Origin of the sequence: Pseudomonas brassicacearum subsp. neoaurantiaca, from assembly GCF_013608025.1 — a bacterium.
Lineage (GTDB): Bacteria > Pseudomonadota > Gammaproteobacteria > Pseudomonadales > Pseudomonadaceae > Aquipseudomonas.
Window position 1 is genome coordinate 1 of record NZ_VDLV01000021.1, and the last position, 23374, is coordinate 23374.

Below are 23374 nucleotides of genomic sequence, written 5' to 3' on the forward strand. Positions count from 1 at the left end.
GGGCAAAAGCGTTTTGGTTACTTTTGCGCTGTTCAAAAGTGACCCGCTGTAAGAGCGGAACCTTAAGTGGCCGTGACCGCAGAAATGGATATGTACCCAACCAACAAATCCAAAACCGCCCGTAAGCCCTGCCTACCCCCCCGGACTTTGCCGAAAACTCACCGCCAACCGATTCCAGCTATTAATGGTGCTGATCGCCAAGGTCAGGTCCACCAATTCCTCTTCACTAAAACTGCCACAGGCCAACGCATAGACGTCATCCGGCACCTGGCTCTCAGCCAACAGCGTGACCGCCTCAGTCCAGGCCAGCGCGGCCCGTTCGCGCTCGCTGAAAAAGCCACTGTCGCGCCACACCGCCACCGCAAAAAGACGCCGTTCCGTCTCACCCTGGCGGCGCGCATCCACCGAATGCATGTCGGTGCAGAAGGCGCAGCCGTTGAGTTGCGAGGCGCGGATCTTGATCAGGTTCAGCAACGCCGGCTCGATGCTCAAGCGACTGGTCAGCGCTTCCAGGCCGATCATCGCCCTCATCGCCCCCGGGGACGCGCTGTAGTAATCAAGACGCGGGCTCATGGTGGGCTCCGTAGTGGTTGATAAATCCACGGTAAAACCTTGAGGCCACCCGCGACAGATCCAATCCGCCGATAAACGCCCACGCAACTTCTCCGCTCCGGCGCATTGCGGGTAATCTTGCGTCACTGGCCCTTGCCGCAAACGATCACCCAGGAGCCCACGGGTATGGAACTTCATGTCGTCATCAACGGCCGCAAGGACCTGACAGGCCAGTTGTATCGACAGTTGCGCAGCGCGATCGAAAGCGGTCGGCTAGCCGCTGGCACGCAACTGCCGCCCAGTCGCTTGCTCGCCGAGCAACTGGGCATTTCGCGCAAGACCGTTTCCGATACTTACGCGCAACTGACCTACGAAAACCTCCTCACCGGCGTCATCGGCAAGGGCACTTATGTCAACGCTCGCCCGGCCAGCATCGTGCGCAAGCAAAGCCATCGTGAGCTCGCCGGGGCGGATGTGGTCGAGACCTGGCGCAACATGCCGGACCTGCTGCGCCACCCGTTGCCCGAGAGCGCGCTGCGTTATGACTTCATCGGCGGTGCCACCGGCAAGGGCCAGTTTCCCCTCGACGACTGGCGTCGCTGTACCGCCCATGCCCTGCGCCAGATCGCCAACGCCAAGGGTTTCTACAGCCAGCCCGAAGGCTTGCCGGCGCTGCGCAACGCCATCGCCCGGCACATCGCGTTTTCCCGCGGGGTCAACTGCCAGGACGAGGACGTGGTGGTGTGCAACGGCGCGCAACAGGCCCTTGACCTGATTTCCCGGGTACTGACCCGTCCCGGCAGCCTGGTCGCCATGGAAGACCCGGGTTATCCGCCGGCACGCCTGCTGTTCGGTTCCCATGGCGCGACGGTGGCCGGAGTGCCGGTGGATGAGCAAGGCATGTGCGTCGACTTGATTCCGGACGGCACACGGCTGATCTACGTGACGCCGTCACATCAGTTCCCCTTGGGCATGCCCATGAGCCAGCCCCGGCGCGAGGCCCTGCTGGCGCGAGCCTATGAACTCGGGGCGATCATTATCGAAGACGACTATGACAGTGAGTTCCGCTATGAAGGCCGACCCGCCGACTCGTTGCAGAGCATGGACGAGCGCGGGATCGTGGCGTACGTAGGGACCTTTTCCAAAACCTTGCTGCCGGAACTGCGCCTCGGCTACGCGATCCTGCCACCGGCGATTCTCGAGGCGGTGATCCTGGCCAAGCGCCTTACCGACCAGCACACCTCCACCCTGCCCCAATGGGCGCTGGCGAAATTCATTGCCGAGGGCTGCCTGCTCAAGCACATCCGCCGCTGCCACGCGCTGTATGCCGGCCGGCGCGAGCGAATCCTGGCGCGCATGGGCGATGACCTGTCACCCTGGTTCGAGGCCGTGCCCACCACGGCGGGTTTCCATATGGCTGTGCTGTGCAAGGTACCGTTCGACCTGCCTTTGGTGATCGAATTGGCGAAGAAAGCCGAAGTCGGGCTCTACAGCCTCGACGGCTTCTTTAACGAGGCGCCGGTGCGTCCAGGCCTGATCCTGGGTTTTGGCGCCATTGAACTGCTCGACATCGATATCGCCCTGGACCGTCTGCGAGACATCCTGCAGCAGGTTGCCTGACCGATTGGACTGGGCGTTTATCCGCCCATTGGCTGTTTTAGCCTTGTCCCGTCGGGCCTATCCTGCTTGGGTGTGATCAGATCCCGTTCGACTTGATTCAGGAGCCAGGACAATGTCTCGCCAAGTGATCAACACCGTTCAAGTGCAGGCCGCCGCCGGGCGCTCGGAAGAGCTGGGCCGGCAGTTGCAGCAAATCGTCGAAACCCTGCGAGCCTTGCCAGGCTGCGACGCCTACATGGTCGACCGCTGCCCTGAAGACAATGAGCGCTGGAACGTCAGCGCCCGCTGGCGATCGGAAGCGGACATGCAGGCCCACTTCAACTGCCCCGAAGTGCAGGGCTTCATCAGCTTGCTGGAAAGCCGCCTGGCCCGAAGCGTGGACTTCAACAGCTTTCCGGTGATGTGAGTGAGCTCTTCTTTTGCGTGGCGAGGGAGCTTGCTCCCTCGCCACGGTGGTCTACCCATCTTTCAAAAAATTGGACGTTTGTCCCCGGTACCTTGGGGCTTAGGGTGAAGGCGAACTCACTCCACGCCACAAAGGTCCCCCCCATGAAAACCCTCTACCTGATCGCCGCCCTGAGCCTGCTTCCCATTGCCCCGCTCTACGCCCACGAAACCGGGCCGTCGGAGAAGGTCCAGGTGCTGCAAGAGAAGCTGCTGAAAAACCTGCCCGGCAAAAAGGCCATGATGCTGACCGTCGATTATGCGCCGGGCCAGTCGTCCATCGCCCACAAGCACGACGGCACCGCAATGGCCTACGTGCTCGAAGGCGCTATCACATCCCAGGTCAAGGGCGAACCCGCAATCACCTACAAGGCTGGCGAGTTCTGGTACGAAGCCGCCGGTTCCGAGCACCTGGTGTCGAAGAACGCCAGCGCCACCCAACCGGCCAAGCTGCTGGTGTTCATGGTGATGGGCGAGGATGAAGCGGTGTTGATCCCGCTGAAGAACTGAGCCGCAGCTTTTGTCACCTCAGAGCACCCTGTGGGAGCGAGCTTGCTCGCGAAGGCGGACGGTCAGTCAGCCATTGTGTTGAGGATGATGACGCCATCGCGAGCAAGCTCGCTCCCACAGGGCATGCGCGGATCGTTATTTGCCGCGGGCATTGACCGGAGGTACCCGACCCCGCCAAGGCTGGGCCCTTTCCAGCTGCCCGGCCAGGGCGAGCAATGTGCTTTCCTCGCCGAACCGACCGGCGAAATGCGCACCCACCGGCAGGCCGTTGGCGCTCCAGGCCAGCGGTACCGACATCGCCGGTTGCCCGCTGGCATTGAACAGCGCGGTGAAGGGCGAATAACTGTGGACCCGCTCGATGAGCTGTTCAAGGCTCATGCAAACGTCGTGCACCTCCAACTCTCCCAGCGGCACCGGCTCACGGGTCAGGACCGGGCTGAGGATCACATCGTAGTCCTGCATGAACATCGCCAACCGGCGGCCCAAGGCATGGATCCATTCCACGGCGCCGACATACTGCGCGCCACTGACGTTGCCCTTGTCCCGCAGGATGATCCGGGTGCGCACTTCCAGTTCCTCCGCCTGCACCGCAGCCCCACGCATCTGGCCCAGCACATCGACGTAATGCCGCGTGCTGGCGCCAATGATGGTGAAGACCTGGTCGAGAAACTCCGGCAACGCCACCGGCAGGTTCACCGGCTCGACGCGGTGCCCCAGGCTTTCACACAAGCGGGCGGCCTCGCCCACTGCCTGCAAGCTTGGCGCCGACGTGGCCCAGGGGCTGACGTGCTCGACCAGGGCGATGCGCAGCGGCTTCGGATCACGCTGCACGGCCGTCACATACGCCAGCGCCTGGACCGGCGCGGCATAGGGCGCGCCCAAGTCGATCCCGGCGGTAGCGTCCAGCAGCGCGGCGCTGTCGCGCACCGACAGGGTGATGGCGTGGGGCGTGCCCATACCGGCCCAACCCTCGCCAATCATCGGGCCCGACGGCAGCAGTCCACGGCTGGGCTTGAACCCGAACACGCCACAACACGACGCTGGCACCCGCAACGAACCGCCGCCATCGTTGCCATGGGCGAACGGCACCACCCTGGCCGCCACCAGCGCGGCCGCGCCACCGCTGGAACCGCCGGCGCTGCGCTCGGTATTCCACGGGTTGCGCGTAGCGCCAAAACGCACGGACTCGGTGGAATAGGAGGTGCCGAACTCCGGCGACGTGCTGGTGCCCATCACCTGACAGCCGGCCCGCCTCAACCGCGTGACCAATTCCGATTCAAAATCCGCGCGACAGTCCCCCAGCGAACGGGAACCATTGGTCATCGCCGCGCCCTGGACCGGCGAAAACAGATCCTTGATCAACGTTGGCACGCCAGCGAACAACCCTTGCCCGGCCTCAGGCGAACGCGCCGCCTCCCGTGCCGAATCGTACAGCCGCTCCGCCACTGCATTGAGTTGTGGTTCGACCCGTTCCAGGCGTTCGATGGCGGTCTCCAGCAGTTCGCCAGGCTGGACCTCACCGCGCCTGACCCACTCGGCCAGCCCGGTCGCATCTTCTATGTCCATCAATGAGTGAATGTCTTGCAGGCTCATGTTTCAGTTTCCTTGCTTCAGGACGATTGACGAGATTGGGCGATGCGCGCCTGGCCATTACCCCGTGCGCGCAAGCCGACAGCCACCCACAGCAGTGCAGCGGCAAGGCCGGCGAAGGCCAGCCATTGGATCGATTGACGCAAATCACCGGCATAGGCACCGACGAACGCCACCACCAACGGACTGATGAACTGGCCGATATAGAGGAACGAGGTGAACCCACCCAGGCCACGCCCACGGGTGCGGGCGGTCAGGGCATTCATGACGGGCGCCATCACGTTGGGCACCAGCAGCCCGGCTCCCAAGCCTTGGATGAACACCGCCAGCAGCACGGCGTTGTAGCTTTGCGCTCGCACCAACAGGCAGAGACCGAGCCCCATCAGTGCCAACAACAGCGCATTGCAACCGGCGATCCCGAAGCGCCGACGCAACAACGGCCAGCTCAAGGAACCGCCGAGGGTTGCCAGCAGGCTCAAGCCCGCCGACAGTCCGATCATTGTGCTGGACGTCACGCCCAGGCCGACCAGCAGCGTCGGCGCCTGGATCGGCATCACAAACGTCAGGACCATGCCCCACACGATCATCAGGTAGCCCACCAGCAATTGCCGAACCGCGACCTTGGTCGGCGCTGAATCGTCAGCCTGCGGCTCAGTGACCTGCCGCCTCGTCACGGGCGGTTCCCAGAGAATTTTCAGCATGGCGGGCACCAACAGCAACGGCAGCAGATACAGGAGAAACGGCGAGCGCCAGGAGTGTTCCCCCAGTGCCCCGCCGACGACAAAAAACAGCGCCCCGACCAGACCGATCGTCACCACCTGCCGGTTGACGTAGCGCAAGCGTTCCTCGCCGTGCCAATAGTCGGCAATCAACGTGGCGCAACAGGTCATCACCGCCGCCTCGGCACAGCCAAACAGCAACCGCGCGATGACAATGCCGTGCAGGTTGTCGAGCAGCGCGGGCAACGCGCCGAGCAGGGCGTAGAGCAACGTGGCGATCACCAGCAGCGCCTTGCGCCCGATCCGGTCGGCCAACCAGCCGGCAAGCGGCGCGCAAAGGGCAATCGCCAACGCCGGCCCGGTGATCGCCAACGGCACCAGCAGATCGGCGCGAGGCTCAAGGGGTCCGAACTCGGCGCCCAAGCGGGGAAGAATGGGCGTGACCATCACCGAACCCATGATCGTCAGGCTGCTGCCCAGCATCAGCACCCACCCTTCACGCCGGCCAACCGCCTGGCGCGGCGCAGCCGTTGAAACGGAACTTGATTGCTTCATGGCGAGCCCCTTAGAAACTGTGGGAAATGCGCAACGCGGTGGTGTAGCCTTCGGCGCGGTTTCGCGCATCGAACTCCTTGTACACATGCAGCCAGACCGGTGGCATGCCCGGCTTGAAATAGCCCACCGCAGGACCTGCCGCCATCACCCGTGCGCGATTGCCCGCTTCCAGGCCCGGGGCATCGTCGTCGGTGAACTGGCGGTAGTAGTAGCCGCCCACACCCAGCGTCCAGGGGCCGACATGCTGGCCCACGGCAAATTCGTGGCGGTACTCGACGCCGTTCTTGTAGTCGGTCGCGTGGTTGCGCGTGTTGACGTCGACCTCGAAGCTGGAAGACACCTCGAACCCCGTGTCAGAGAGATAGGTCGCGTTGAGAATCGGTGAAAACGTCCAATGATTGAGACCCGGCGAGATCAGCCGATCCTCGTCGTAATCACCGGTCGGCGCCTGGATCTGCAACTGGGCGTTGACGAACAGGTTCGGCGACAGCGTCCATTGCAGGATCATCGGCAATACTTGAATGTCCGCCAGGCGAAACGGATCGGCCTCCAGGTCCAGCGGACCGACCGGGGTCTGCACCCGCATCGACGCGTCCATCTTGAAGAACGGCACCACCGCGCCATAGCCATACTTGGCGCCAAGCACGGTGTAATCGGTCATGTGCAGGTACGCGGCGGCGATGGACAGCACGTCGAGGGAGAGGTTGTTGTCCAGCGCACGGCCGTGGCGATCCTTTTGCACGTTGGCTGAATAGAACGCCGTACGCAGCCCGACTGTCCCGAAGGGTGTGGCGGGCGGCATCATGCCGGCGCCGAAATCGTAGACCCCGATCGCGGTGGTCGGCGCGCCGTTTTCGGTGCCGTTGGCCACGGCGCTGGCGCCGATCAGTCCCAAGGCGAACCACGCAAGGCGCTGCTGATTGTTGTTTTTTTTCTGATTCATCGAATGCCCCATCCCATCTGTGTGGTGTTGGGGTCATCCTAGGGAGCGGGGGCGCCAGCCGTTATCCGTTTTCAGCACAGATGCGTGCGACGCAGGGTTTGCGAAGGGGTTTCGCCAAACAGGGTCCGATAATCACTGGCAAATCGGCTCAGGTGCCAGAAGCCCCAGCGCGCCGCCACTTCTTGCACGCCTTGGGTGCCGAGGCGCAATTCGCGGCGCACGGCATTGAGGCGCAGCGCACGCAAATAGGCCACCGGGTTGATGCCGAGGGTTTCCTGGAAGCAATACTGCAATTTGCGCCGGCTGGCACCGATGTGGTTGCACAGGTCCAGGATCGACAGCGGCTCGTCGACATGGGCCAGGGCATATTCCCGAGCCCGGTCGACCATGCGCTTGCGGGCGGTCGGGGGCAGCGGCGGTGCTTCGTCCGGCGCCACCAGTTCGAGGAAATGCAGCATCACCGTGTCGCGCAGGCCACGGCGGATCGACTCGTGGCCCAACAATGACGCGCGTCCCTGCCCGCCCCCTTCCAGCTCATCGAACAAGGTGGCCAGCTCAGCCGGCAAGGTTGAATCGCCGAGACGGTAACACTTGGGAAGATCGGTAATTCGAAAGGCGCTGCCCTGGCGCTCCAGCAGATGCTCCAACGCCTGCTCTTCGACCGCGACACCGAGCAGGTCCAGATGCTGCGGCGTACGCAGGTCCGGCAGGTTTCGGCCGCGCGCGACCATCAGGCTGGGCTCGACAATCGGGTGTCCGGAACAAAACACCGGGCCGTCGGCGCTCAGCGGCACGCTGAAAGTGATCGCACCCTCCCACGCCATGCCACGCTTGGTCATGGCCTGATTAGAGCGGTCGCGCACCAACTGCATCCACTCCGAGCGAAACTCGATCAGTTCGCCCTCGAAGTGTCCCGGCGTCAACTGGTCGTAGCTGACCTGCCATCCGCCCATGTTCCGCGCGTGTTCGTCGATGTCGCCGGTGCGGAACCGATTGATCGGCTGCGTCGGCAATGCATTCGCCATATCGTCGTTCATTAACCCGACCTTCGAGATTTCCAGGGTTCATGATCGAAGATCAGGCAAGTTCCATTCCGCCCGGCAGGCCGCTTGCTCGATTGTGCCGAAAACGGCTAATCAACTGCCGGCGCCGCCATGGGCCTCTTCGAAGAAATAGTCCTTCCAGCTGCCGGCCTTGTTTTTCAGCACACCCAATTCCTGCAGCTTCTCGGCATAGATGTAGGTGCGTTGCGGTACGACGGTAAAGTCGATTTCCGGGTCGTTGACGATGCTTTCGACCAGGGGCAGCGGCAGCTTGGATTGCTCGACCCGGATGTAGGTCTGGGCGGCAGCGGCCTTGTCAGTCTTGATGAGGGTTTGTGCTTCGACAAGCGCGTCGTAGAACGCCTTGTAGGTCTTCGGATTTTCGTCGTGGAATTTTTCCGTGGTGTAGAGCACGTTGAACGTCGCCGGTCCGCCGAGCACGTCATAGGAGCTGAGGACTTTGTGCACGTTGGGGCTCTGCAGCGCCTGGTACTGGAACGGCGGGCTGGAGAAGTGCGAGTTGATTTCCGACTGGCCCGCGATCAGAGCCGCCGTGGCGTCCGGGTGCGGGAGGCTGACCGAGATGTCGTCGAATTTCTTGTAGTGGTCGTTGCCGAACACCTTGGCCGTCTCGATCTGCAACGTCCGCGACTGGAACCCGACCCCGGCTGCCGGCACCGCGATCCGATCCTTGTCGGTGAAGTCCTTAAGCGTCTTGATCGCCGGGTTGTTGGTCAGCAGGTAGTTGGGCATCGAGCCCAGCGAGGCGATGGCCTTGACGTTCTGCTTGCCCCGGGTCCGATCCCAGATCGTCAGCATCGGCGGCACCCCCGCCGACACCACGTCGAGGGCGCCGGTGAGCAGGGCCTCGTTCATGGCGGTCGCACCGGAAATGCTGTTCCAGTCCACCTGGATATCGATGCCCTGGGCCTTGCCGTGCTTCTCGATGAGCTGCTGGTCGCGCACGACGTCGAGGATCAAATAACCGATGCCGAATTGCTGGGCGATGCTGATCTTGCCTTCCGCGTGGGCCAAGGGCCCCGTCAGCAAGCTTGCCGCCAAGGAAACAAGTAATACGGGACGCATGAACGCCATGGCCGGGGCCTCTTGAGAATGAAGTCAGGCGCCGACTGTAAAGCTATAAAAAACAAAATTTAAATACCTGTATCGCATATGCATATCACTGGGTGATGCAATGCGCCATTGACAATGGGCAGGCAGAGGATTAATCAGCCAGAGGCACCCGGCGCTGCGCTGCGCACCGCCTCCCTTCTACTGCGCCAGAACCGAGCCGACGCGACCATGAACGAAATGACCCATGACATTCGCATCGCCGCCGAGTCGATGTCCCAACCGCGCGCGCTGGTCTTCCTCGCTTATCCGCAGATGGGACTGCTCGACCTGACTGGCGCCCAGACGGTTTTCTGGGCGGCCACCAAAGCCATGGCTGAACGCGGCCTGCCTGGTTATCGAATGCACACCGCGAGCCTGGACGGCGGGCTGATGCCCACCGCCGAAGGCCTGGTCGTTGCCACCTCTTCCCTACGCGAATTCGACGACGTCAGCGTCGACACGCTGATCGTGCCGGGCGCCCCGGACATCCGTCAGGCAATGATTGATTGTGTCGAGCTGGTGGACTGGCTGCGCGCCGCCTCGACCAAGGCCCGGCGCACGGCATCGGTGTGCAGCGGGACTTTCCTCATGGCCCAGGCCGGCTTGCTGGACGGCCGCCGCGCCGCCACGCACTGGGCCATGTGCGAGATGCTCAAGAGCGGCTTCCCGTTGGTCGAAGTCGACCTCGACGCGATTTTCATCCAGCAGGACAAGGTCTGGACGTCGGCGGGTGTCAGCGCAGGTATCGACATGGCCCTGGCGTTGGTCGAAGCCGACTGCGGCCGCGACGTCGCGCTGCAAGTGGCGCGGGAACTGGTGGTGTTTCTCAAGCGACCCGGTGGGCAAGCGCAGTTCAGCCAGTTGCTATTGGCGCAGACCCAGGACAGCGCCGGGTTCGATGAACTGCACGGATGGCTCGCCGATCACCTGGACGAGGCAGACCTGACCATCGAGCGACTGGCTCGGCAGGCGCGCATGAGCCCGCGCAACTTTGCCCGGGTCTACAAGCGCCAGACCGGGCGAACCCCGGCCAAGGCCGTCGAGATGTTTCGCCTGGAAGCTGCGCGAAGATTGCTGGAGGACTCCGAGCGCAACATCGACCAGATCGCCCGTACCTGCGGCTTTGGTGATGAAGAACGGATGCGCAATACCTTCCAGCGCCACCTCTCGATTTCACCTCGAGAGTATCGCAACCGTTTCTCCCGTTGAGGCGAACGGCGCTATCCCTTCAAGCCACGCGTCGAGCTTGAGCCTGTGGATCGGACGCCTCGGCCAGGAACGCGCAGCACCGGGAACGCAACCAGCGCTCCCCCGGATCATTATGGGAAGCCCCCCGCCAGACCATCGTCAATTCACGCTCTGGCAGTGCAATTGGCGCCGCCTCCGCCCGCAAGTCTGACCCCATCGCCATGGCCTGCGCCACGTAGTCGGGCACGATGGCGATCATGTCGCTGCAGGCTAGTAACCTCGGCAACGCACTGAACTGCGGCACCGTCAGCACCACCCGCCGATGCCGGCCCGCCTGACTCAATGCCCGGTCCGAGTCATCGATCACATGCCCCATGGACGACACCACCGCGTGGGGCCGGCGGCAGAACTCATCCAAGGACAATGTCCCGGGTAGCGAATCGGCCCGCAACAGCATGGGTCGGATCGGGCGCAATGTCTTGCGCCGGGCATTGGCCGGCAACTCCAGGGTGTGACTGATCCCCACGGTAATCTCGCCACACGCCAGCAACTGGCACATCTGCCATTGATCGGCGCGGCGCACCACCAGCGTCGTACCGGGCGCTTCGACGCGCAGGCGGTGCAACAGGTTCGGGAGCAAGGCGTATTCGACGTCATCGGACAGGCCGATGTGGAACGTGGCGTCGCTGGTGGCGGGGTCGAACGCCTGGCAGCGACTCAAGGCGGCGGCGATGCCGTCCAACGCCGGGGACAGGTTGGAAAAGATTTCCTCTGCCCGCGAGGTCGGCTCCATCACCCGGCCCGCACGGATGAACAAGGGGTCATCGAACATCAGGCGCAAACGCGCCAGGGCGGAACTGATGGTCGGTTGACCGAGGAACAGCTTCTCGCTCACTCGGGTGACGTTTCGCTCGTGCATCATGGTTTCGAAGACAACCAGCAGATTGATGTCAGCACGACGCAGGTCATTTCTGTTCATCATGGTAGCCATTCCAGGCACAGGGCCAATGATTCAAGGAAAGTCGCGCCCAGAACGTCTTGCAGGGCCGACGGCGGCGGACTGCTTGAAGGTTATGCCAAGGCCCTGCGCGAGTCTCTTGTACCGGAGGAAGCTTCACCCACGCTTTGGGTCGAGTCGTCGATACCTGGGTATGCAGGGACGACTGCCAGGTTGGCAGGATTTCAGGGTTTTATGTCCTACCCCAGGCCGGGGGCAACTTTTAAGATCCAGGACCGATGCCCCGTTTCCTCCGTCGCCGGGGGTTGGATCAGCCAGACAAAAGGCCTGCCGCGTGCCCACACCCGCCATGATGTTCAAGAGCGTCTACGATAGCCTGCGGCACAACCCTTGCCCGAAGGCGTCGGGCCCATCGATGGGTATCGGCACCCACCCGCTGGTCAATGCCCTGGGCTGGGCAATCGGCCTGGTGGTGGCCTGCGGGATTGTCATCATTAACTCCGAAACCCATTCCGACCTGGCGCCGACGCTGCTCTACATCACCTTGCTGCTGATGGCGGCGAACCTGTTTTCCATCAACCTGGTGATCACCGTCGCCCTGATGTGCATGTTCCTGCTGACGGCGATGTTCCTGTACAACGGCGGCTATCACCGCTGGGAATCAACCACGGGTTTCTTTCGCTGCCTGACGGCCCTGTCGGCCATCGCGTTCCTGGCGCTGCGCAGCAAACAGGCCTCGGACAGCTTGCGACATCACCAGGCGTACCTGATCGAGGCCCAGGCCCAGTTGGCCCACGCCACACGATTGACCTCGCTGGGCGAAATGGCCGCCTCCATCGCCCACGAAGTGAACCAGCCGCTGACGGCCATCACCAGCAGTGGCGAGGCCTGTCGCCGCTGGCTGGAGCGGCCGGTTCCCGACCTCAAGGAAGCCCTCGACTCGCTGGATCGGATCGTCGCCAACGCCTGCCGCGCCAGCGAGGTGATCAATCGTACCCGGGCGATGGCACGCAAATGCGATCCCCTGCGCCGGCCCGAGTGCCTGGAGCCGATCGTCAGGGAATCGCTGGACCTGGTGCGCCACCAGTTGGCCCAGCACAAAGTCAGCGTGAAGGTGGCGCTCGCGACGACGCCCAGCCAGGTCAGCGTTGACCGGGTGCAATTGCAGCAGGTGATCATCAACCTGATCAGCAATGCGTGCCACGCCATGGAGATGATCCAGGTGCGTGAGCGAATCCTTCATGTGCGCACCTGGACCCAAGGGCGCGAGGTGCTGCTGGAGGTCGCGGACCAAGGCATTGGCATTACCGCCGAGGCCCTGCCGTCACTGTTCAATCCGTTTTTCACCACCAAGGCAAACGGCTTGGGCATCGGCCTGTCCATCTGCCGTTCCATCATCGATTTTCATGACGGCAGGATCTGGGCCATCAGCGAGACGGGCCGAGGCACCTCCTTCATGTTTTCGCTGCCATTGATTTCCAACACCTGACCTGTCACGGACGCCGACCATGAACCCAAGTCACGCCACCCACCCCGCGCTCGCCCAGGAACCCATCGTCTATGTTGTCGATGACGATGCACCGCTGCGCGAAGCCCTTCGCAGCCTGCTGCGTTCCATTGGCCTGCGTGTCGAGCTGTTCGACTCGGTGGCGGAGTTCATGGGCCATACGCGGCCCGACACGCCCAGTTGCCTGTTGCTCGATGTGCGCCTTCGCGGCACCAGCGGACTGGACTTCCAGCAACAGTTGGCGAGCGCCGACATTCATCTGCCGATTGTATTCATGACCGGTTATGGCGATATCGCCATGACGGTACGGGCGATGAAGGCCGGCGCGGTGGACTTCCTGACCAAGCCGTTTCGCGAACAGGACCTGATCGATGCGGTGTCCCTCGCCCACCAGCGTGACCGACTGCGCCGCGAAACCGAGCGCAGCCAGCAAGCGCTCCATGAACGCCATGCCACCCTTTCCGCCCGGGAACGCCAGGTGATGGAGCTGGCCGCGTCGGGGTTGATGAACAAGCAGATCGCCGGGCAGATCGGCTTGAGCGAGATCACCGTCAAGATTCATCGTGGCCAGGCCATGCGCAAAATGGGCGCACGCTCATTTGCCGATCTGGTGCGCATGGCCCAGGCCCTGGAACCTGGCCGCGACCGTTGAAAGTTCATACCCACGTATACTAGCCGCGGCATCTGGACGGCGTATCGTGCAGTGACTAGGTCGCCTTCATGGCCACCTGACATTACTGCCAGGTTTCGAAATGTCCGACACCGCAATTGTTTCAGTTATCGATGACGATGAATCGGTTCGAGTTGCATTGGATGGTTTGCTGCGCTCCCACGGTTATCGCGTCAAGACTTACCCCAGCGCCCTCGACTTCTTGTCTTCGGCTGGATTTGAGAGCACCGCATGCCTACTGTCGGACATTCAGATGCCGGGGATGACCGGCATCCAACTGTGCGATGAACTCCATGCCCGTGGCATCGAAATCCCGCTTATCTTCATCACCGGTTTGCCTACCGTGCCGCCACTGGCCAGGCCAGGTTTCTGCGGTCCGGTGGCGGTGTTCCCGAAGCCGTTTGATTGTGGTGAGTTGATGGCTTGTATCAAATCGCTGACGCAGGGATTGGTGTGAAAACTGCCCTTGTGGGAGCGAGCCTGCTCGCGAAGAGGCCGGCACGTCCAACTAGAAATCCACAGTAGCCGAAACCAGATAAGTCCGAGGCGTCGCCAAGGTCAGCCCCGGTTCACTGTCATCCGAAGCGCCTGCCGAGCTCCAATATCGCTTGTCCGCAACGTTTTCGATATTCGCCCGCAACGTGATCTTCTTCTCATCCACCTTGAAGGCATACCGCGCGCCAACGTCGAAGCGCTCCCAGGAATCGATCTCCTTGGTATTGGACGGGTCCAGATATTGCGAGCTGGAATAAATCCCTCGGCTGGTCAAGGTCAGCCCCTGCACCGTCGGCACATCCCACTCCGCGCCGAGGTTGACGTTGTACTCCGGCGTCGCCGGCGCCCGGTTGCCGTCGAAGGCGGGGTTGGTGGTGTCGGTCAGTTCGCTGTCGATGAACATCACGCCGCCAAGCAGGCGCACGCCTTTGAGCGGTTCGCCGAACACGCTCAGTTCCACGCCGGTATTTTTACGCTTGCCGTTCGGACCGAAGTCATTGGTCGTGGCGTCGGTGGCATAGGCCGGCTGTTTGATGCGGAACACCGCGGTGGTGACGGCGAGCGCGCCGGCATCATATTTGGCGCCGACTTCGACCTGGCGACTGATGAACGGTGGGAAGATCTCGTCACGGTTATCGGCAGACGTCGGCGCGATCTTGCCCTGGCTCAGGCCTTCCATGTAATTGGCATAAAGGGACAATCTGTCGGTCGCCTTGAACAGGATGCCGCCCGACGGAGAGATTTTTTCTTCGTCGTAGGCCGTGCGGCCTTTGAGGCCATCGGACCAGTCGTCGACCTCCACTCGCTGCCAGCGGGCGCCGAGGGTCAGCAGCAGACGGTCATCGAAGAACCCCAGGGTGTCGGACAGCGCGACGCCGCTGAAGTGGTTCTCGGTATAGACCTTTGGATCGGGACGCGTGGAAACGTTCGGCGTCGGTGTCGGCACCGGGTTGTACAGGTTGCTCCGGCCATTGGCGTAACGGGCGCCGCCGTTTTCGAAATCCATGTAGAAATAGCTGGCGGCCAGGTTCACCTCATGGCTCACCGGCCCGGTATGGAACCAGTTACGCACGCCTGCGTTGGCGGTCCGGACATTTTCGTCCCGGGTGAAGTCCCGGGGCGAGACGGTGAAGTCGCCAGCGGCGTTGCTGACCGACACGTTGTGCCGCAGGAAATCATGATTGCTTTTTCGCGCCCCTGCGCCGCCATAGAGCATGACGGAATCGTTGACATCGAATTCGGCATTCACCGCGCCGAAGGTGTCTTCGGTACGCGCCTTGCTCCAGTGCTGGGCGTAGTTGCGACGCACGTCGCTGGCGTGGGGAATCGGCGCCGCAGCCGCCACCTGGACGCGCTCCTGCGGCGCATCGGTATCGCGCTCGGTGTGGCCGATGTCGGTCGAAAGACGCAGTCGCTCGCCACGAAAATCCAGGCCCAGCACCGCCATCTCGCGGTCAACGCTTTGATGATCCCAGTCGGTATCGCCGGACTGTTTCACCCCGTTGAAACGAACACCGAACTGGTTGTCCTCGCCGAAACGGCGACCCACGTCCACCGCAGCGCCGGGTTGGCTGTCGGAGGCGTAGCTGCCCGTCAGCGATGTGATCGGCTGGTCGGTGGCGCGCTTGGGCACCACGTTGATCCCGCCGCCGACGCTGCCACGCGGCGAAATCCCGTTGATGAGCTGGGTCGGCCCCTTGAGGATGTCGACACGATCGGCCATCTCCATGTCGATCGTGTAGGTCGGCAAGATGCCGTAGAGGCCGTTATAGGCGACGTCGCTGTTGAACAGGCTCAACCCACGGATGGTGAATTGCTCATAGCGGCCACCCGCCGGGTTGGTGGCGCGCACCGAAGGGTCGCTGGCGACCAGATCACCCAAGGTCCGAGCCTGCAGGTTTTTCACCGTCTCGCCGGTGTAGGTGGTCATGCTGAACGGCGTTTCCATGAAGTCTCGCGAACCGAGCAACCCCTGGGAACCACGGCGGGCGACCTGACCGCCGGCATAGGGTTCGCCACCCGCCGAACCGCTGCTGCCGAGGATCGAGGTGGGAGCCAGTTGCAGGCTGCTGCCTTCGGGCGCCGGGACCAGGATGTAGGCCTGCTCCCCGACTGCTTGCAATTGCAGGCCGGACCCTTGCAACAACCGCGCAAAGCCGTCCTGCACACCGTATTCACCGGCGAGCCCGGCGCTGTCGCGGCCGCTGACCAGCGCCGGATTCACCGACAGGTTGACCCCCGCCAGCCCGGCAAACCGGGTCAGCGCTGAACCGAGGCTACCGGCGGGCACTTGATAGCTGCGCCGGGCACTTTCTTCTGCCTGGCTGGGCGATATGAACAACGGGCTGGCACTCAAGCTCAGCAACAAACTCAGCTTCAACAAAGGATGGCCCAACAATGGACGCCAGCCAGCAGCGGCCGGGCGCAAGTGCAAAGGTGTGACTGCGGACATGGGAGAACGCTCTCGTTTTTTGTTCAGTTGCCTGGAATGACAAGCGGGACAAAAAAAGGGGACAGGCTTCAGGCGATATTTTTGCGCGGCGTCAACGTGACCCAGTAGCGGGTGCGCATCTGCACCTCCAAGGGCAAGCTGGCCGCGAGCAGCGCGAGTATCCGATCGGTGTTGTCCAGGCGGAAGCTACCCGTGACACGCAGCGCTTCCAAAGCACTGTCCCAGCGCAGCACACCCGGTCGATAACGATCCAGCTCACGGAGAAAATCCTCCAGCGGCTGGTTCTGTGCGACCAGCACCCCGTCCCGCCAGCCCAACTGTGCGACGTCGAAACCGTTGACCGGCCCTGCGCCAGACGCTTGCAGATCCACTTGTTGCCCGGCCTCAAGCATCACCGATGGTCCGCGCAGCGGTTGCAGTTGCACCGTGCCGCTGAGCACCGAGGCCTGGCAGGTGCGCTCATCGAGGCGAATACACGCCTCGCCTCGATTGATGGTGATGACGCCATAAGGTCCCTGGACCGCCAAAGGCACGGTCCCGGCGACCCGGAGGAAGATTTCGCCGCGCAACAGCGCCAGGCGCCGGGCCTTGAGGTCCAGGTCGACGGCGCTGTCGGTGTTCAATTGCAAGGTGCTGCCATCGACCAAGGTCCAACGGCGTTGCTCCCCGGTGGCGGTGTGCAAATCGGCGCGCCAGACTTCCAGCGGTAACTCACGGCCCAACAGCCAGGCTGTTGGCACCAGGGCGGCGACACCCAGTGCGCGCTTGAGCACGGCGCGGCGGGCCAGCACCGGACGATCGAGGGTGGCCATGCCCAGCGAAGGCGGCACGCCGGCGAATCGCTGGCGCAGTTGCTGGGCCTTCTGCCAAGCGGCTTCGTGCTCGGCGTGGCTGTCGCGCCAGTGTTGCAGGGCGGCGTGGTCGACGCCCTCCTCGCCGGATTCGATCATCGCGAGCCACCGGGCCGCCGCACGGGCCACTTCCCGGGCTCGGGATGTCGGCGCCTGGCGAATCAAAGGTCCACCAGCAGGCAATGCTCATACGCCTGGGCCATGTAGCGCTTGACGGTGCGTTCGGACACCTGCAAGCGCTCGGCGATGTCCCGGTAGCCCAACCCTTCGAGCTGGCTCCACAAAAATGCCCGACGCACCCGCGGCGGCAGGCCATCGAGCAGTTCATCCAAGGCGTGCAGGGTTTCGAGCAACAGCCAACGTTCCTCCGGAGACGGTACGCAGGCTTCGGGCAGGTTCGCCAATGCGTCGAGATAGGCTTGTTCCAGGTTGCGGCGGGTGTAGAAGTTGCTCAACAGCCGCTTCCCCACTGTCAGCAGATACGCGCGCGGCTCTTGCAGCTCGGCCAACGGCTGGGCACTGGACAACACGCGCAGGAACGTATCCTGGCGCAGGTCGGCGGCATCCCAGGCATTGCCCATGCGACGCCGTAGCCAACCTTCGAGCCATCCGCCGTGATCGCGGTATAACGCATGCAGGGCGTGCTCCGCCGGCTTTGCTGCATCAAGCATGTGAAGAGGCCCTGGTCAAGAATGACGTGAATGAGACTGATTCTAATTAATATCCACAGTCTATTCCAAGGCTTAATACGGGAATGTATGAAATCCGCGCCCTGGATTACCAAGGCGCCGCCGATCTCAATGGCTTGCGTGGAGTGTCTTCGGCACTTCGGGCATGGCCGACGAGTGATGGTTGATGATCTTCCACTGCCCGTCGAGTCGCTCGTAGAGGAAGGTGTAGCGCGCTTGGACTTCGCGCTTGGAACCGTCGGTTTGGGTCAGGGTGAAGGTGTAGACGCCGCTGTCCATCGCCGCGTCTGGCCCAAGGTGACGGATTTCCCGGTAATTGATCACGCCCACCGGCTTGCCGGCCAGGAAGTGTGCGAAGTAATCCTGGATCTGTGCCGGTGTGCTGCGCACTTTGTTGGATACTGTCGGTTGCAAGATTGCATCCGGTGCGTAGAGGGCTGTTACCGCGGTGGCGCTGCCGGTTTGCAGCGCGGCGTTCCAGCGGTCGAAAAGCCCGGCAATCTCCCGATCATTCACATTCTGTGGCTGCTCGGCGACGGTGCGATACACGAACGGCACAGTTTCCACGGCGTGAGCAAATGGCGCAGCCAGCAGGAAAAAAACGGCCATGGCGCAGGTTTTCATTTTCATCGTTGCGTTCCTTTGGGTTTCAATGGCCCCACTTTGCCGACCCGCACGACGTTCGCCATCGGCCAACCGGTGCCGATCGCCTATGCCATTCGGCAGATAGTCCCGGTGCCGATCACAAGGTCTAATGCAGCCAATCATTAACGGGGCCGGTGCCCTTCCACGCTGGAGTTTCCCCATGCAAAGCCCACCCCACGACCCAGGCAGCGCCCTGGCGATGCGCAGCCAATATCGCCAGTCGCAAAGCCGCGCGGCACGCCTGGGACTTTTGCTGGGCACCGGCCATGAGCTGACCCGGCTGCCGCTGGCGCAGATGCGCCAGCGCGCGCTGCAACGGGCGTGCGCATTCGTCGCCATGGACCATGGCGTGTTGCTGGAGTGGACGCCGGATGCACCGTTGCAGATCGTCGCCAGCCACGGCAGTGGCGACGGACTCGACGTGCTCGCCACCCTGGCCCAGCCGCCCTCGCCCGCCCCGCAATGGCTCGATTGCGTAGACGCCGCACTGGCGCAGGTCTTGCGGATTCCCCTGCGGGGCGCCGACGGGGTCGTCTTTGGTGCCCTGCTACTGGGCAACAGCGTGGCCCTGGGTGCGCCGGACAACGAGGACATCGAATCCCTGCAATTATTGGCGACCCTGCTGGCCGCGCATCTGGAGAACAGCCGACTGCTGCAAACGCTCCAGGCCCGCGAGCGCACCATGTCCGAGCTGGTCCATCGGCTGTTCAGCGCCCAGGAGGACGAACGCAAGCGCGTGGCGTATGACCTGCACGATGGCCTGGCACAAAACCTCGCCGGATTGCATCAGCGCCTGCAAGGCTTTGCCGGTCGCTGCCCGCCCCTGCCATCGGCGCTGGACGACGAACTGCAAGCCATCCTCGCCCTGGCCCAGGATTGCGTCGGCGAAGGCCGCCAGCTCATCGGCGGCTTGCGACCGCATGTACTGGATGATTTCGGTTTGCACAAGGCCGTCGACAAGGAAGCCGATCGCCTGCGCGACGTCGGCCTGACGGTGGAATGGGTCGAGCACAGCGTCGCGCGCCTGCCGGGCAACATCGAGATAGCCCTGTTCCGCATTGCCCAGGAAGGCATCAACAACATTCTCAAGCATGCCCGGGCCAGTCGGGTGTCCCTGGGATTGGCGATGCGTGACGGCCGGGTGGCGTTGCGGGTCGAGGACGATGGCCGAGGATTTGCCCTGCAACCGCCCATCGAAACCCAGGGTACCGGCCACCTGGGGCTTGCCGCGATGCAGGAACGCGCCAGTCTGCTGGGCGGCAGCCTGAGCTGTAGCAGTGAACCCGACGGCGGCACGCGCCTGTTGGCCAGCGTGCCCCTGCCAGCCCACGGAGTGCATGCATGAACCGTCCCTTGCGCCTGCTGCTGGCCGATGATCACGAAGTCACCCGTGCAGGGTTCATTTCCATGCTGGCTGGAACCGAGGGGTTCGAAGTCGTGGGGCAAGCCCGCGACGGCCAAGAGGCGCTGGATATGTGCGAGCGACTGCAACCGGACATCGCCATCCTCGATATCCGCATGCCGGTGCTCAACGGCCTCGGCGCCGCGCGCATCCTGCAACAGCGTCAGCCAGGGATCAAAGTCATGATTTTCACCATGGACGACAGCCCCGACCACCTCGAAGCCGCCATCGGCGCGGGCGCGGTCGGTTATCTGCTCAAGGACGCCAGCCGCGCCGAAGTGCTCGATGCGCTCACCCGCGTGGCCCGGGGCGAAGAAGCCTTGAACAGTTCGGTCAGCGCCCGCCTGTTGCGACGCATGACCGAACGTGGCGCCAACGGCGCCTTGCAAGCGCAAGCCCTGACAACCCGCGAACGCCAGGTGCTCGGCCTGGTGGCCAGCGGCTTCAGCAACCGTGAGATCGGCGAAAAACTCGGCATTGCCCCTGGCACCGCGAAAGCCCATGTGGAGCGGGTCATCGGCAAGCTTGGCGCCGCCGACCGGACCCAGGCCGCCGTGCGCGGTGTCGCCCTGGGCCTCGTCGCCCAACCGTCGGGACAATGACCATGAGATTTCTCGCAGCCCGTCGTTGGGCCAACCTGCCACTGAGGGGCAAGGCGCTAGTGGTGATTTCCCTTCCCTTGGTGATCCTGCTGCTGTCGCTGGTGCTGATCTACATCACCGAACGCCAGACCGCCCGCGCCGAGGAAGACGTTCGCCGGGTCCTGCTGGTGCAAGGCGACATCCAGGCCGTGCACACCTTGCTGGCCGAGGCGGCGGCGAGCGTGCGCGGTTACCTGCTGACCCGGCGCGAGGACTTCCTGCCCGGTTACGAACAGGCAACGCCGAAGATCCAGGCCGCATTGCAGCGGCTGGATCACAATATCCGCGACGCCAGGATGCGCGAGCACCTGAAGACCATCACCCCGCTGATCACCGAAAAGCTCGCCGGGCTGCTCGCCTTGCGCACTGGCAAGGGCGACGACACCGCAACCATCACCGCGATCCTGATCGAAAACAAACAGGTCCTGGACGTGTTGCGCGAACAGATCAGCGCCATGCGCATACGCGAGGACGCCCTGCTCGCCGAGCGCAGCGCCGCCGCCTCGGCCACGCGCATGCGCCTGTTGTTCGCCACGCTGCTGGCGGCGGTGTGCGGTTTGTTCGGCGCTGTCGTCGCGGTGCTGTTCCTGTCCAAGGGCATCGTCGCTCGGGTCCAGAAGGTGCAAGGCAACGCCCAACGCCTGGCGCTGGGCCAACCGCTGCTGCCACAACCGCCGGAGCGGGACGAAATCGGCCAATTGGGCACCCGCCTGGTGGAGGCCGGGCAATTGCTCGCCGAGCGTGAGCGCGCCTTGCGCGACAACGAAGAACGCCTGCGGCTGATCATCGATGGCGTGAAGGACTACGGGATCTTCGCCCTGGACGCCCAAGGCCACGTCATCACCTGGAACGCCGGCGCCGAGCGGATCAAGGGCTATACCGAACAGGAAGTGCTCGGCCGGCATTTCTCGCTGTTCTACCTGGCCGAAGAGTGCCCGGCGCACCCGGACATGGCCCTGCGCGAGGCCACCCGCGACGGCCATTACATGGAAGAAGGCTGGCGTTGCCGCAAGGACGGCAGCCGCTTCTGGGCCAGCGTGGTGATCACCACGCAGTACGACAGCACCGGTGCCTTGCGCGGCTTTTCCAAGATCACCCGCGACATCACGGACCGGCGTGCCGCCGAGATCGCCCTGCGCAAGGCCCGGGAAGAAGCGGAAAGCGCCAGTCGGGCCAAGAGTGAATTCCTCTCGCGCATGAGCCATGAACTGCGCACGCCGTTGAATTCGATCCTGGGCTTCGCCCAACTGCTGGACATGGATTCCGTTGCCGGCCAGCGGCCCCACGTCAGTCATATCCTGCGTGCCGGGCAGCACTTGCTGGCGTTGATCAATGAAGTGCTCGACATCGCCCGGATCGAGGCCGGCCGCCTGCCGCTGAACATCGAACCCATCGCCCTGCCCGCCGTGCTCCATGAAGCCTTGACGCTGGTCTCGCCGATGGCGGCCGACGCCGGGATTCACCTGGCGGAGTTGCCTTCGCTGCCCGATGGCTGCGGCGTGCTTGCCGATCGCCAGCGCCTGGTCCAGGTGCTGCTCAACCTGCTTTCCAACGCAATCAAGTACAACCAGCCGGGCGGCGAGGTGCGCATCGAGGTCGTTATCGAAGGCCCGAACGTCAGCATTGCCATCAGCGACACCGGGCATGGCATCGCCCCCGAACGGTTGGATCAGTTGTTCAAACCGTTCGAACGCCTGGGCGCGGATCCCCAGGTCGAAGGCACCGGCCTCGGGCTGTCCTTGAGCAAAAGCCTGCTGGAAATGATGCAAGGCAGCCTGCGCGTGCGCAGCGATCCGGGCCAAGGCTGTTGCTTCACCCTGCAACTGCCCTGCGCCCATGTATCCGGATCTCACCTGCCACCCATGGTTGCGCTGGAAGTGACGCGCCCGCGCACCGAGTTTGACGGCAAGGTCCTGTGCATCGAAGACAACCTGTCGAGCCTGGCCCTGATCGAAACCTTGATGCAGCGCCGTCCGGGGATCCAGTTGTTATCGAGCATGCAAGGCCAGATGGGGCTCGACCTGGCCCGCCAACATGCGCCGCAACTGATCCTGCTGGACGTGACATTGCCTGACCTGGAAGGCCTGGAAGTCCTGCGCCGCCTGCGCCAATCCCCGGCGACCGCATCCACGCCGGTGCTGATGATCACCGCCGACGCCAGCGACCTGACCCACCGCGCCTTGCACGACGCAGGGGCGACGGCGATCCTGACCAAACCCATTCATATCCAGGCCTTTCTCGGCCATCTCGAACGTTATCTACCGGAGTCCGCATGAATCGCGATTTGCGCATCCTGATCATTGACGATCAGCGCCCCAACCTCGATCTGATGGAGCAGTTGCTGGCCCGCGAGGGGTTGCACAATGTGCTGAGCAGCACCGAACCGTTGCGCACCCTCGACCTGTTCAACAGTTTCGAGCCGGACCTGGTCATCCTCGACCTGCACATGCCCGCATTCGACGGCTTCGCCGTGCTGGAGCAACTCAACCGGCGGATCCCGGCCAATGACTATCTGCCGATCCTGGTACTGACCGCCGACGCCACCCGCGACACCCGCTTGCGCGCGTTGGCGCTGGGCGCGCGGGACTTCATCAGCAAACCCCTCGATGCGCTGGAAACCATGTTGCGCGTGTGGAACCTGCTGGAAACCCGGGCGCTTTATAAATCGTTGCGCACCTTGATTCCCGCCCAACACATCGAGTTGTTGCGTCAACATCGGCCGAGCGCTGATGCAACCCCGCACGAAAGCCATTGAAAGGTTCGCAGGCCTTTGTGGCGAGGGAGCTT

22 protein-coding genes are annotated in these 23374 nt (G+C 63.3%); 11 read left to right on the forward strand and 11 right to left on the reverse strand.

The features are described 5' to 3' along the window. Positions 1-132: 132 nt before the first annotated feature. Positions 133-573 carry a carboxymuconolactone decarboxylase family protein gene (locus FHK92_RS14945; protein ID WP_181288742.1) on the reverse strand — a complete coding sequence of 147 codons (441 nt, stop codon included), beginning with the start codon at positions 571-573 and terminating at the stop codon, positions 133-135. A 165-nt stretch (positions 574-738) separates the two neighbouring features. Between FHK92_RS14945 and pdxR the strand changes: the two genes are divergently transcribed. From pdxR to FHK92_RS14960, 3 genes are all read left to right on the forward strand, one after another. Then, positions 739-2172, forward strand: a complete 1434-nt coding sequence (gene pdxR / locus FHK92_RS14950; protein WP_181288743.1) for a MocR-like pyridoxine biosynthesis transcription factor PdxR — start codon at positions 739-741, stop codon at positions 2170-2172. A 112-nt stretch (positions 2173-2284) separates the two neighbouring features. Continuing rightward, the gene (locus FHK92_RS14955) at positions 2285-2578 is read left to right on the forward strand and encodes a putative quinol monooxygenase (protein ID WP_030140700.1); all 294 of its coding nucleotides are present in this window, start codon (positions 2285-2287) and stop codon (positions 2576-2578) included. A gap of 143 nt (positions 2579-2721) precedes the next feature. Further along, the gene (locus tag FHK92_RS14960; protein WP_030140699.1) at positions 2722-3126 is read left to right on the forward strand and encodes a cupin domain-containing protein; all 405 of its coding nucleotides are present in this window, start codon (positions 2722-2724) and stop codon (positions 3124-3126) included. A gap of 135 nt (positions 3127-3261) precedes the next feature. Here the strand turns inward: FHK92_RS14960 and FHK92_RS14965 are convergent, their stop codons facing one another. From FHK92_RS14965 to FHK92_RS14985, 5 genes are all read right to left on the reverse strand, one after another. Further along, positions 3262-4719 carry an amidase gene (locus FHK92_RS14965; protein ID WP_181288744.1) on the reverse strand — a complete coding sequence of 486 codons (1458 nt, stop codon included), beginning with the start codon at positions 4717-4719 and terminating at the stop codon, positions 3262-3264. 17 nt (positions 4720-4736) lie between these two features. After that, positions 4737-5990: an MFS transporter gene (locus FHK92_RS14970; RefSeq protein ID WP_030140697.1), complete on the reverse strand. Its 1254-nt coding sequence runs from the start codon at positions 5988-5990 to the stop codon at positions 4737-4739. Positions 5991-6000: 10 nt separating this feature from the next. After that, on the reverse strand, positions 6001-6933 hold the full coding sequence (locus FHK92_RS14975; protein ID WP_181288745.1) for a SphA family protein: 933 nt from the start codon (positions 6931-6933) through the stop codon (positions 6001-6003). 71 nt (positions 6934-7004) lie between these two features. Beyond that, a complete protein-coding gene (locus tag FHK92_RS14980; RefSeq protein ID WP_181288746.1) occupies positions 7005-7970 on the reverse strand; it encodes a helix-turn-helix domain-containing protein in 966 nt (321 codons plus the stop codon). Between the two features lie 99 nt (positions 7971-8069). Further along, a complete protein-coding gene (locus FHK92_RS14985; protein ID WP_181288747.1) occupies positions 8070-9071 on the reverse strand; it encodes an ABC transporter substrate-binding protein in 1002 nt (333 codons plus the stop codon). 207 nt (positions 9072-9278) lie between these two features. On the opposite strand from FHK92_RS14985, the gene FHK92_RS14990 reads away from it, so the two are divergent. Beyond that, positions 9279-10298, forward strand: a complete 1020-nt coding sequence (locus tag FHK92_RS14990; protein WP_181288748.1) for a GlxA family transcriptional regulator — start codon at positions 9279-9281, stop codon at positions 10296-10298. A 19-nt stretch (positions 10299-10317) separates the two neighbouring features. On the opposite strand, the gene FHK92_RS14995 is transcribed toward FHK92_RS14990, so the two are convergent. Then, complete coding sequence (locus FHK92_RS14995; RefSeq protein WP_309109607.1) at positions 10318-11259, reverse strand: LysR family transcriptional regulator; 942 nt, start codon at positions 11257-11259, stop codon at positions 10318-10320. 391 nt (positions 11260-11650) lie between these two features. Here FHK92_RS14995 and FHK92_RS15000 point away from each other — a divergent pair, with 391 nt between their 5' ends. From FHK92_RS15000 to FHK92_RS15010, 3 genes are all read left to right on the forward strand, one after another. Then, the gene (locus FHK92_RS15000; RefSeq protein ID WP_181288766.1) at positions 11651-12724 is read left to right on the forward strand and encodes a sensor histidine kinase; all 1074 of its coding nucleotides are present in this window, start codon (positions 11651-11653) and stop codon (positions 12722-12724) included. Between the two features lie 19 nt (positions 12725-12743). Next, a complete protein-coding gene (locus FHK92_RS15005; protein ID WP_181288749.1) occupies positions 12744-13394 on the forward strand; it encodes a response regulator transcription factor in 651 nt (216 codons plus the stop codon). 100 nt (positions 13395-13494) lie between these two features. Beyond that, positions 13495-13869: a response regulator transcription factor gene (locus tag FHK92_RS15010; protein WP_181288750.1), complete on the forward strand. Its 375-nt coding sequence runs from the start codon at positions 13495-13497 to the stop codon at positions 13867-13869. Positions 13870-13920: 51 nt separating this feature from the next. Here FHK92_RS15010 and FHK92_RS15015 read toward each other — a convergent pair whose 3' ends face one another. From FHK92_RS15015 to FHK92_RS15030, 4 genes are all read right to left on the reverse strand, one after another. Next, on the reverse strand, positions 13921-16359 hold the full coding sequence (locus FHK92_RS15015; protein WP_181288751.1) for a TonB-dependent receptor: 2439 nt from the start codon (positions 16357-16359) through the stop codon (positions 13921-13923). A gap of 68 nt (positions 16360-16427) precedes the next feature. Next, on the reverse strand, positions 16428-17375 hold the full coding sequence (locus FHK92_RS15020; RefSeq protein ID WP_181288767.1) for a FecR domain-containing protein: 948 nt from the start codon (positions 17373-17375) through the stop codon (positions 16428-16430). Then, a complete protein-coding gene (locus tag FHK92_RS15025; RefSeq protein ID WP_181288752.1) occupies positions 17372-17881 on the reverse strand; it encodes a sigma-70 family RNA polymerase sigma factor in 510 nt (169 codons plus the stop codon). Before FHK92_RS15025 ends, FHK92_RS15020 begins: the two co-directional genes overlap by 4 nt. A 126-nt stretch (positions 17882-18007) precedes the next feature. After that, positions 18008-18529, reverse strand: coding sequence for an SgcJ/EcaC family oxidoreductase (locus tag FHK92_RS15030; RefSeq protein ID WP_181288753.1), 522 nt, complete (start codon positions 18527-18529; stop codon positions 18008-18010). Between the two features lie 175 nt (positions 18530-18704). On the opposite strand from FHK92_RS15030, the gene FHK92_RS15035 reads away from it, so the two are divergent. From FHK92_RS15035 to FHK92_RS15050, 4 genes are read left to right on the forward strand one after another with little or no spacing between them, the layout of a single operon-like run. Next, on the forward strand, positions 18705-19889 hold the full coding sequence (locus tag FHK92_RS15035) for a sensor histidine kinase (RefSeq protein WP_181288754.1): 1185 nt from the start codon (positions 18705-18707) through the stop codon (positions 19887-19889). Next, complete coding sequence (locus FHK92_RS15040; RefSeq protein ID WP_181288755.1) at positions 19886-20548, forward strand: response regulator; 663 nt, start codon at positions 19886-19888, stop codon at positions 20546-20548. The genes FHK92_RS15035 and FHK92_RS15040 overlap by 4 nt, the downstream gene beginning before the upstream one ends. A gap of 2 nt (positions 20549-20550) precedes the next feature. Continuing rightward, a complete protein-coding gene (locus FHK92_RS15045; protein WP_181288756.1) occupies positions 20551-22863 on the forward strand; it encodes an ATP-binding protein in 2313 nt (770 codons plus the stop codon). Continuing rightward, positions 22860-23342 carry a response regulator gene (locus FHK92_RS15050; protein ID WP_181288757.1) on the forward strand — a complete coding sequence of 161 codons (483 nt, stop codon included), beginning with the start codon at positions 22860-22862 and terminating at the stop codon, positions 23340-23342. Before FHK92_RS15045 ends, FHK92_RS15050 begins: the two co-directional genes overlap by 4 nt. Positions 23343-23374 lie beyond the last annotated feature (32 nt).

Bases quoted from the DNA above. Each gene is read 5' to 3' on its own strand.
- FHK92_RS14945 (WP_181288742.1), bottom strand. From the start codon at position 573: ATGAGCCCGCGTCTTGATTACTACAGCGCGTCCCCGGGGGCGATGAGG.
- pdxR (WP_181288743.1), top strand. From the start codon at position 739: ATGGAACTTCATGTCGTCATCAACGGCCGCAAGGACCTGACAGGCCAG.
- FHK92_RS14955 (WP_030140700.1), top strand. From the start codon at position 2,285: ATGTCTCGCCAAGTGATCAACACCGTTCAAGTGCAGGCCGCCGCCGGG.
- FHK92_RS14960 (WP_030140699.1), top strand. From the start codon at position 2,722: ATGAAAACCCTCTACCTGATCGCCGCCCTGAGCCTGCTTCCCATTGCC.
- FHK92_RS14965 (WP_181288744.1), bottom strand. From the start codon at position 4,719: ATGAGCCTGCAAGACATTCACTCATTGATGGACATAGAAGATGCGACC.
- FHK92_RS14970 (WP_030140697.1), bottom strand. From the start codon at position 5,990: ATGAAGCAATCAAGTTCCGTTTCAACGGCTGCGCCGCGCCAGGCGGTT.
- FHK92_RS14975 (WP_181288745.1), bottom strand. From the start codon at position 6,933: ATGAATCAGAAAAAAAACAACAATCAGCAGCGCCTTGCGTGGTTCGCC.
- FHK92_RS14980 (WP_181288746.1), bottom strand. From the start codon at position 7,970: ATGAACGACGATATGGCGAATGCATTGCCGACGCAGCCGATCAATCGG.
- FHK92_RS14985 (WP_181288747.1), bottom strand. From the start codon at position 9,071: ATGGCGTTCATGCGTCCCGTATTACTTGTTTCCTTGGCGGCAAGCTTG.
- FHK92_RS14990 (WP_181288748.1), top strand. From the start codon at position 9,279: ATGAACGAAATGACCCATGACATTCGCATCGCCGCCGAGTCGATGTCC.
- FHK92_RS14995 (WP_309109607.1), bottom strand. From the start codon at position 11,259: ATGATGAACAGAAATGACCTGCGTCGTGCTGACATCAATCTGCTGGTT.
- FHK92_RS15000 (WP_181288766.1), top strand. From the start codon at position 11,651: ATGGGTATCGGCACCCACCCGCTGGTCAATGCCCTGGGCTGGGCAATC.
- FHK92_RS15005 (WP_181288749.1), top strand. From the start codon at position 12,744: ATGAACCCAAGTCACGCCACCCACCCCGCGCTCGCCCAGGAACCCATC.
- FHK92_RS15010 (WP_181288750.1), top strand. From the start codon at position 13,495: ATGTCCGACACCGCAATTGTTTCAGTTATCGATGACGATGAATCGGTT.
- FHK92_RS15015 (WP_181288751.1), bottom strand. From the start codon at position 16,359: ATGTCCGCAGTCACACCTTTGCACTTGCGCCCGGCCGCTGCTGGCTGG.
- FHK92_RS15025 (WP_181288752.1), bottom strand. From the start codon at position 17,881: ATGCTTGATGCAGCAAAGCCGGCGGAGCACGCCCTGCATGCGTTATAC.
- FHK92_RS15030 (WP_181288753.1), bottom strand. From the start codon at position 18,529: ATGAAAATGAAAACCTGCGCCATGGCCGTTTTTTTCCTGCTGGCTGCG.
- FHK92_RS15035 (WP_181288754.1), top strand. From the start codon at position 18,705: ATGCAAAGCCCACCCCACGACCCAGGCAGCGCCCTGGCGATGCGCAGC.
- FHK92_RS15040 (WP_181288755.1), top strand. From the start codon at position 19,886: ATGAACCGTCCCTTGCGCCTGCTGCTGGCCGATGATCACGAAGTCACC.
- FHK92_RS15045 (WP_181288756.1), top strand. From the start codon at position 20,551: ATGAGATTTCTCGCAGCCCGTCGTTGGGCCAACCTGCCACTGAGGGGC.
- FHK92_RS15050 (WP_181288757.1), top strand. From the start codon at position 22,860: ATGAATCGCGATTTGCGCATCCTGATCATTGACGATCAGCGCCCCAAC.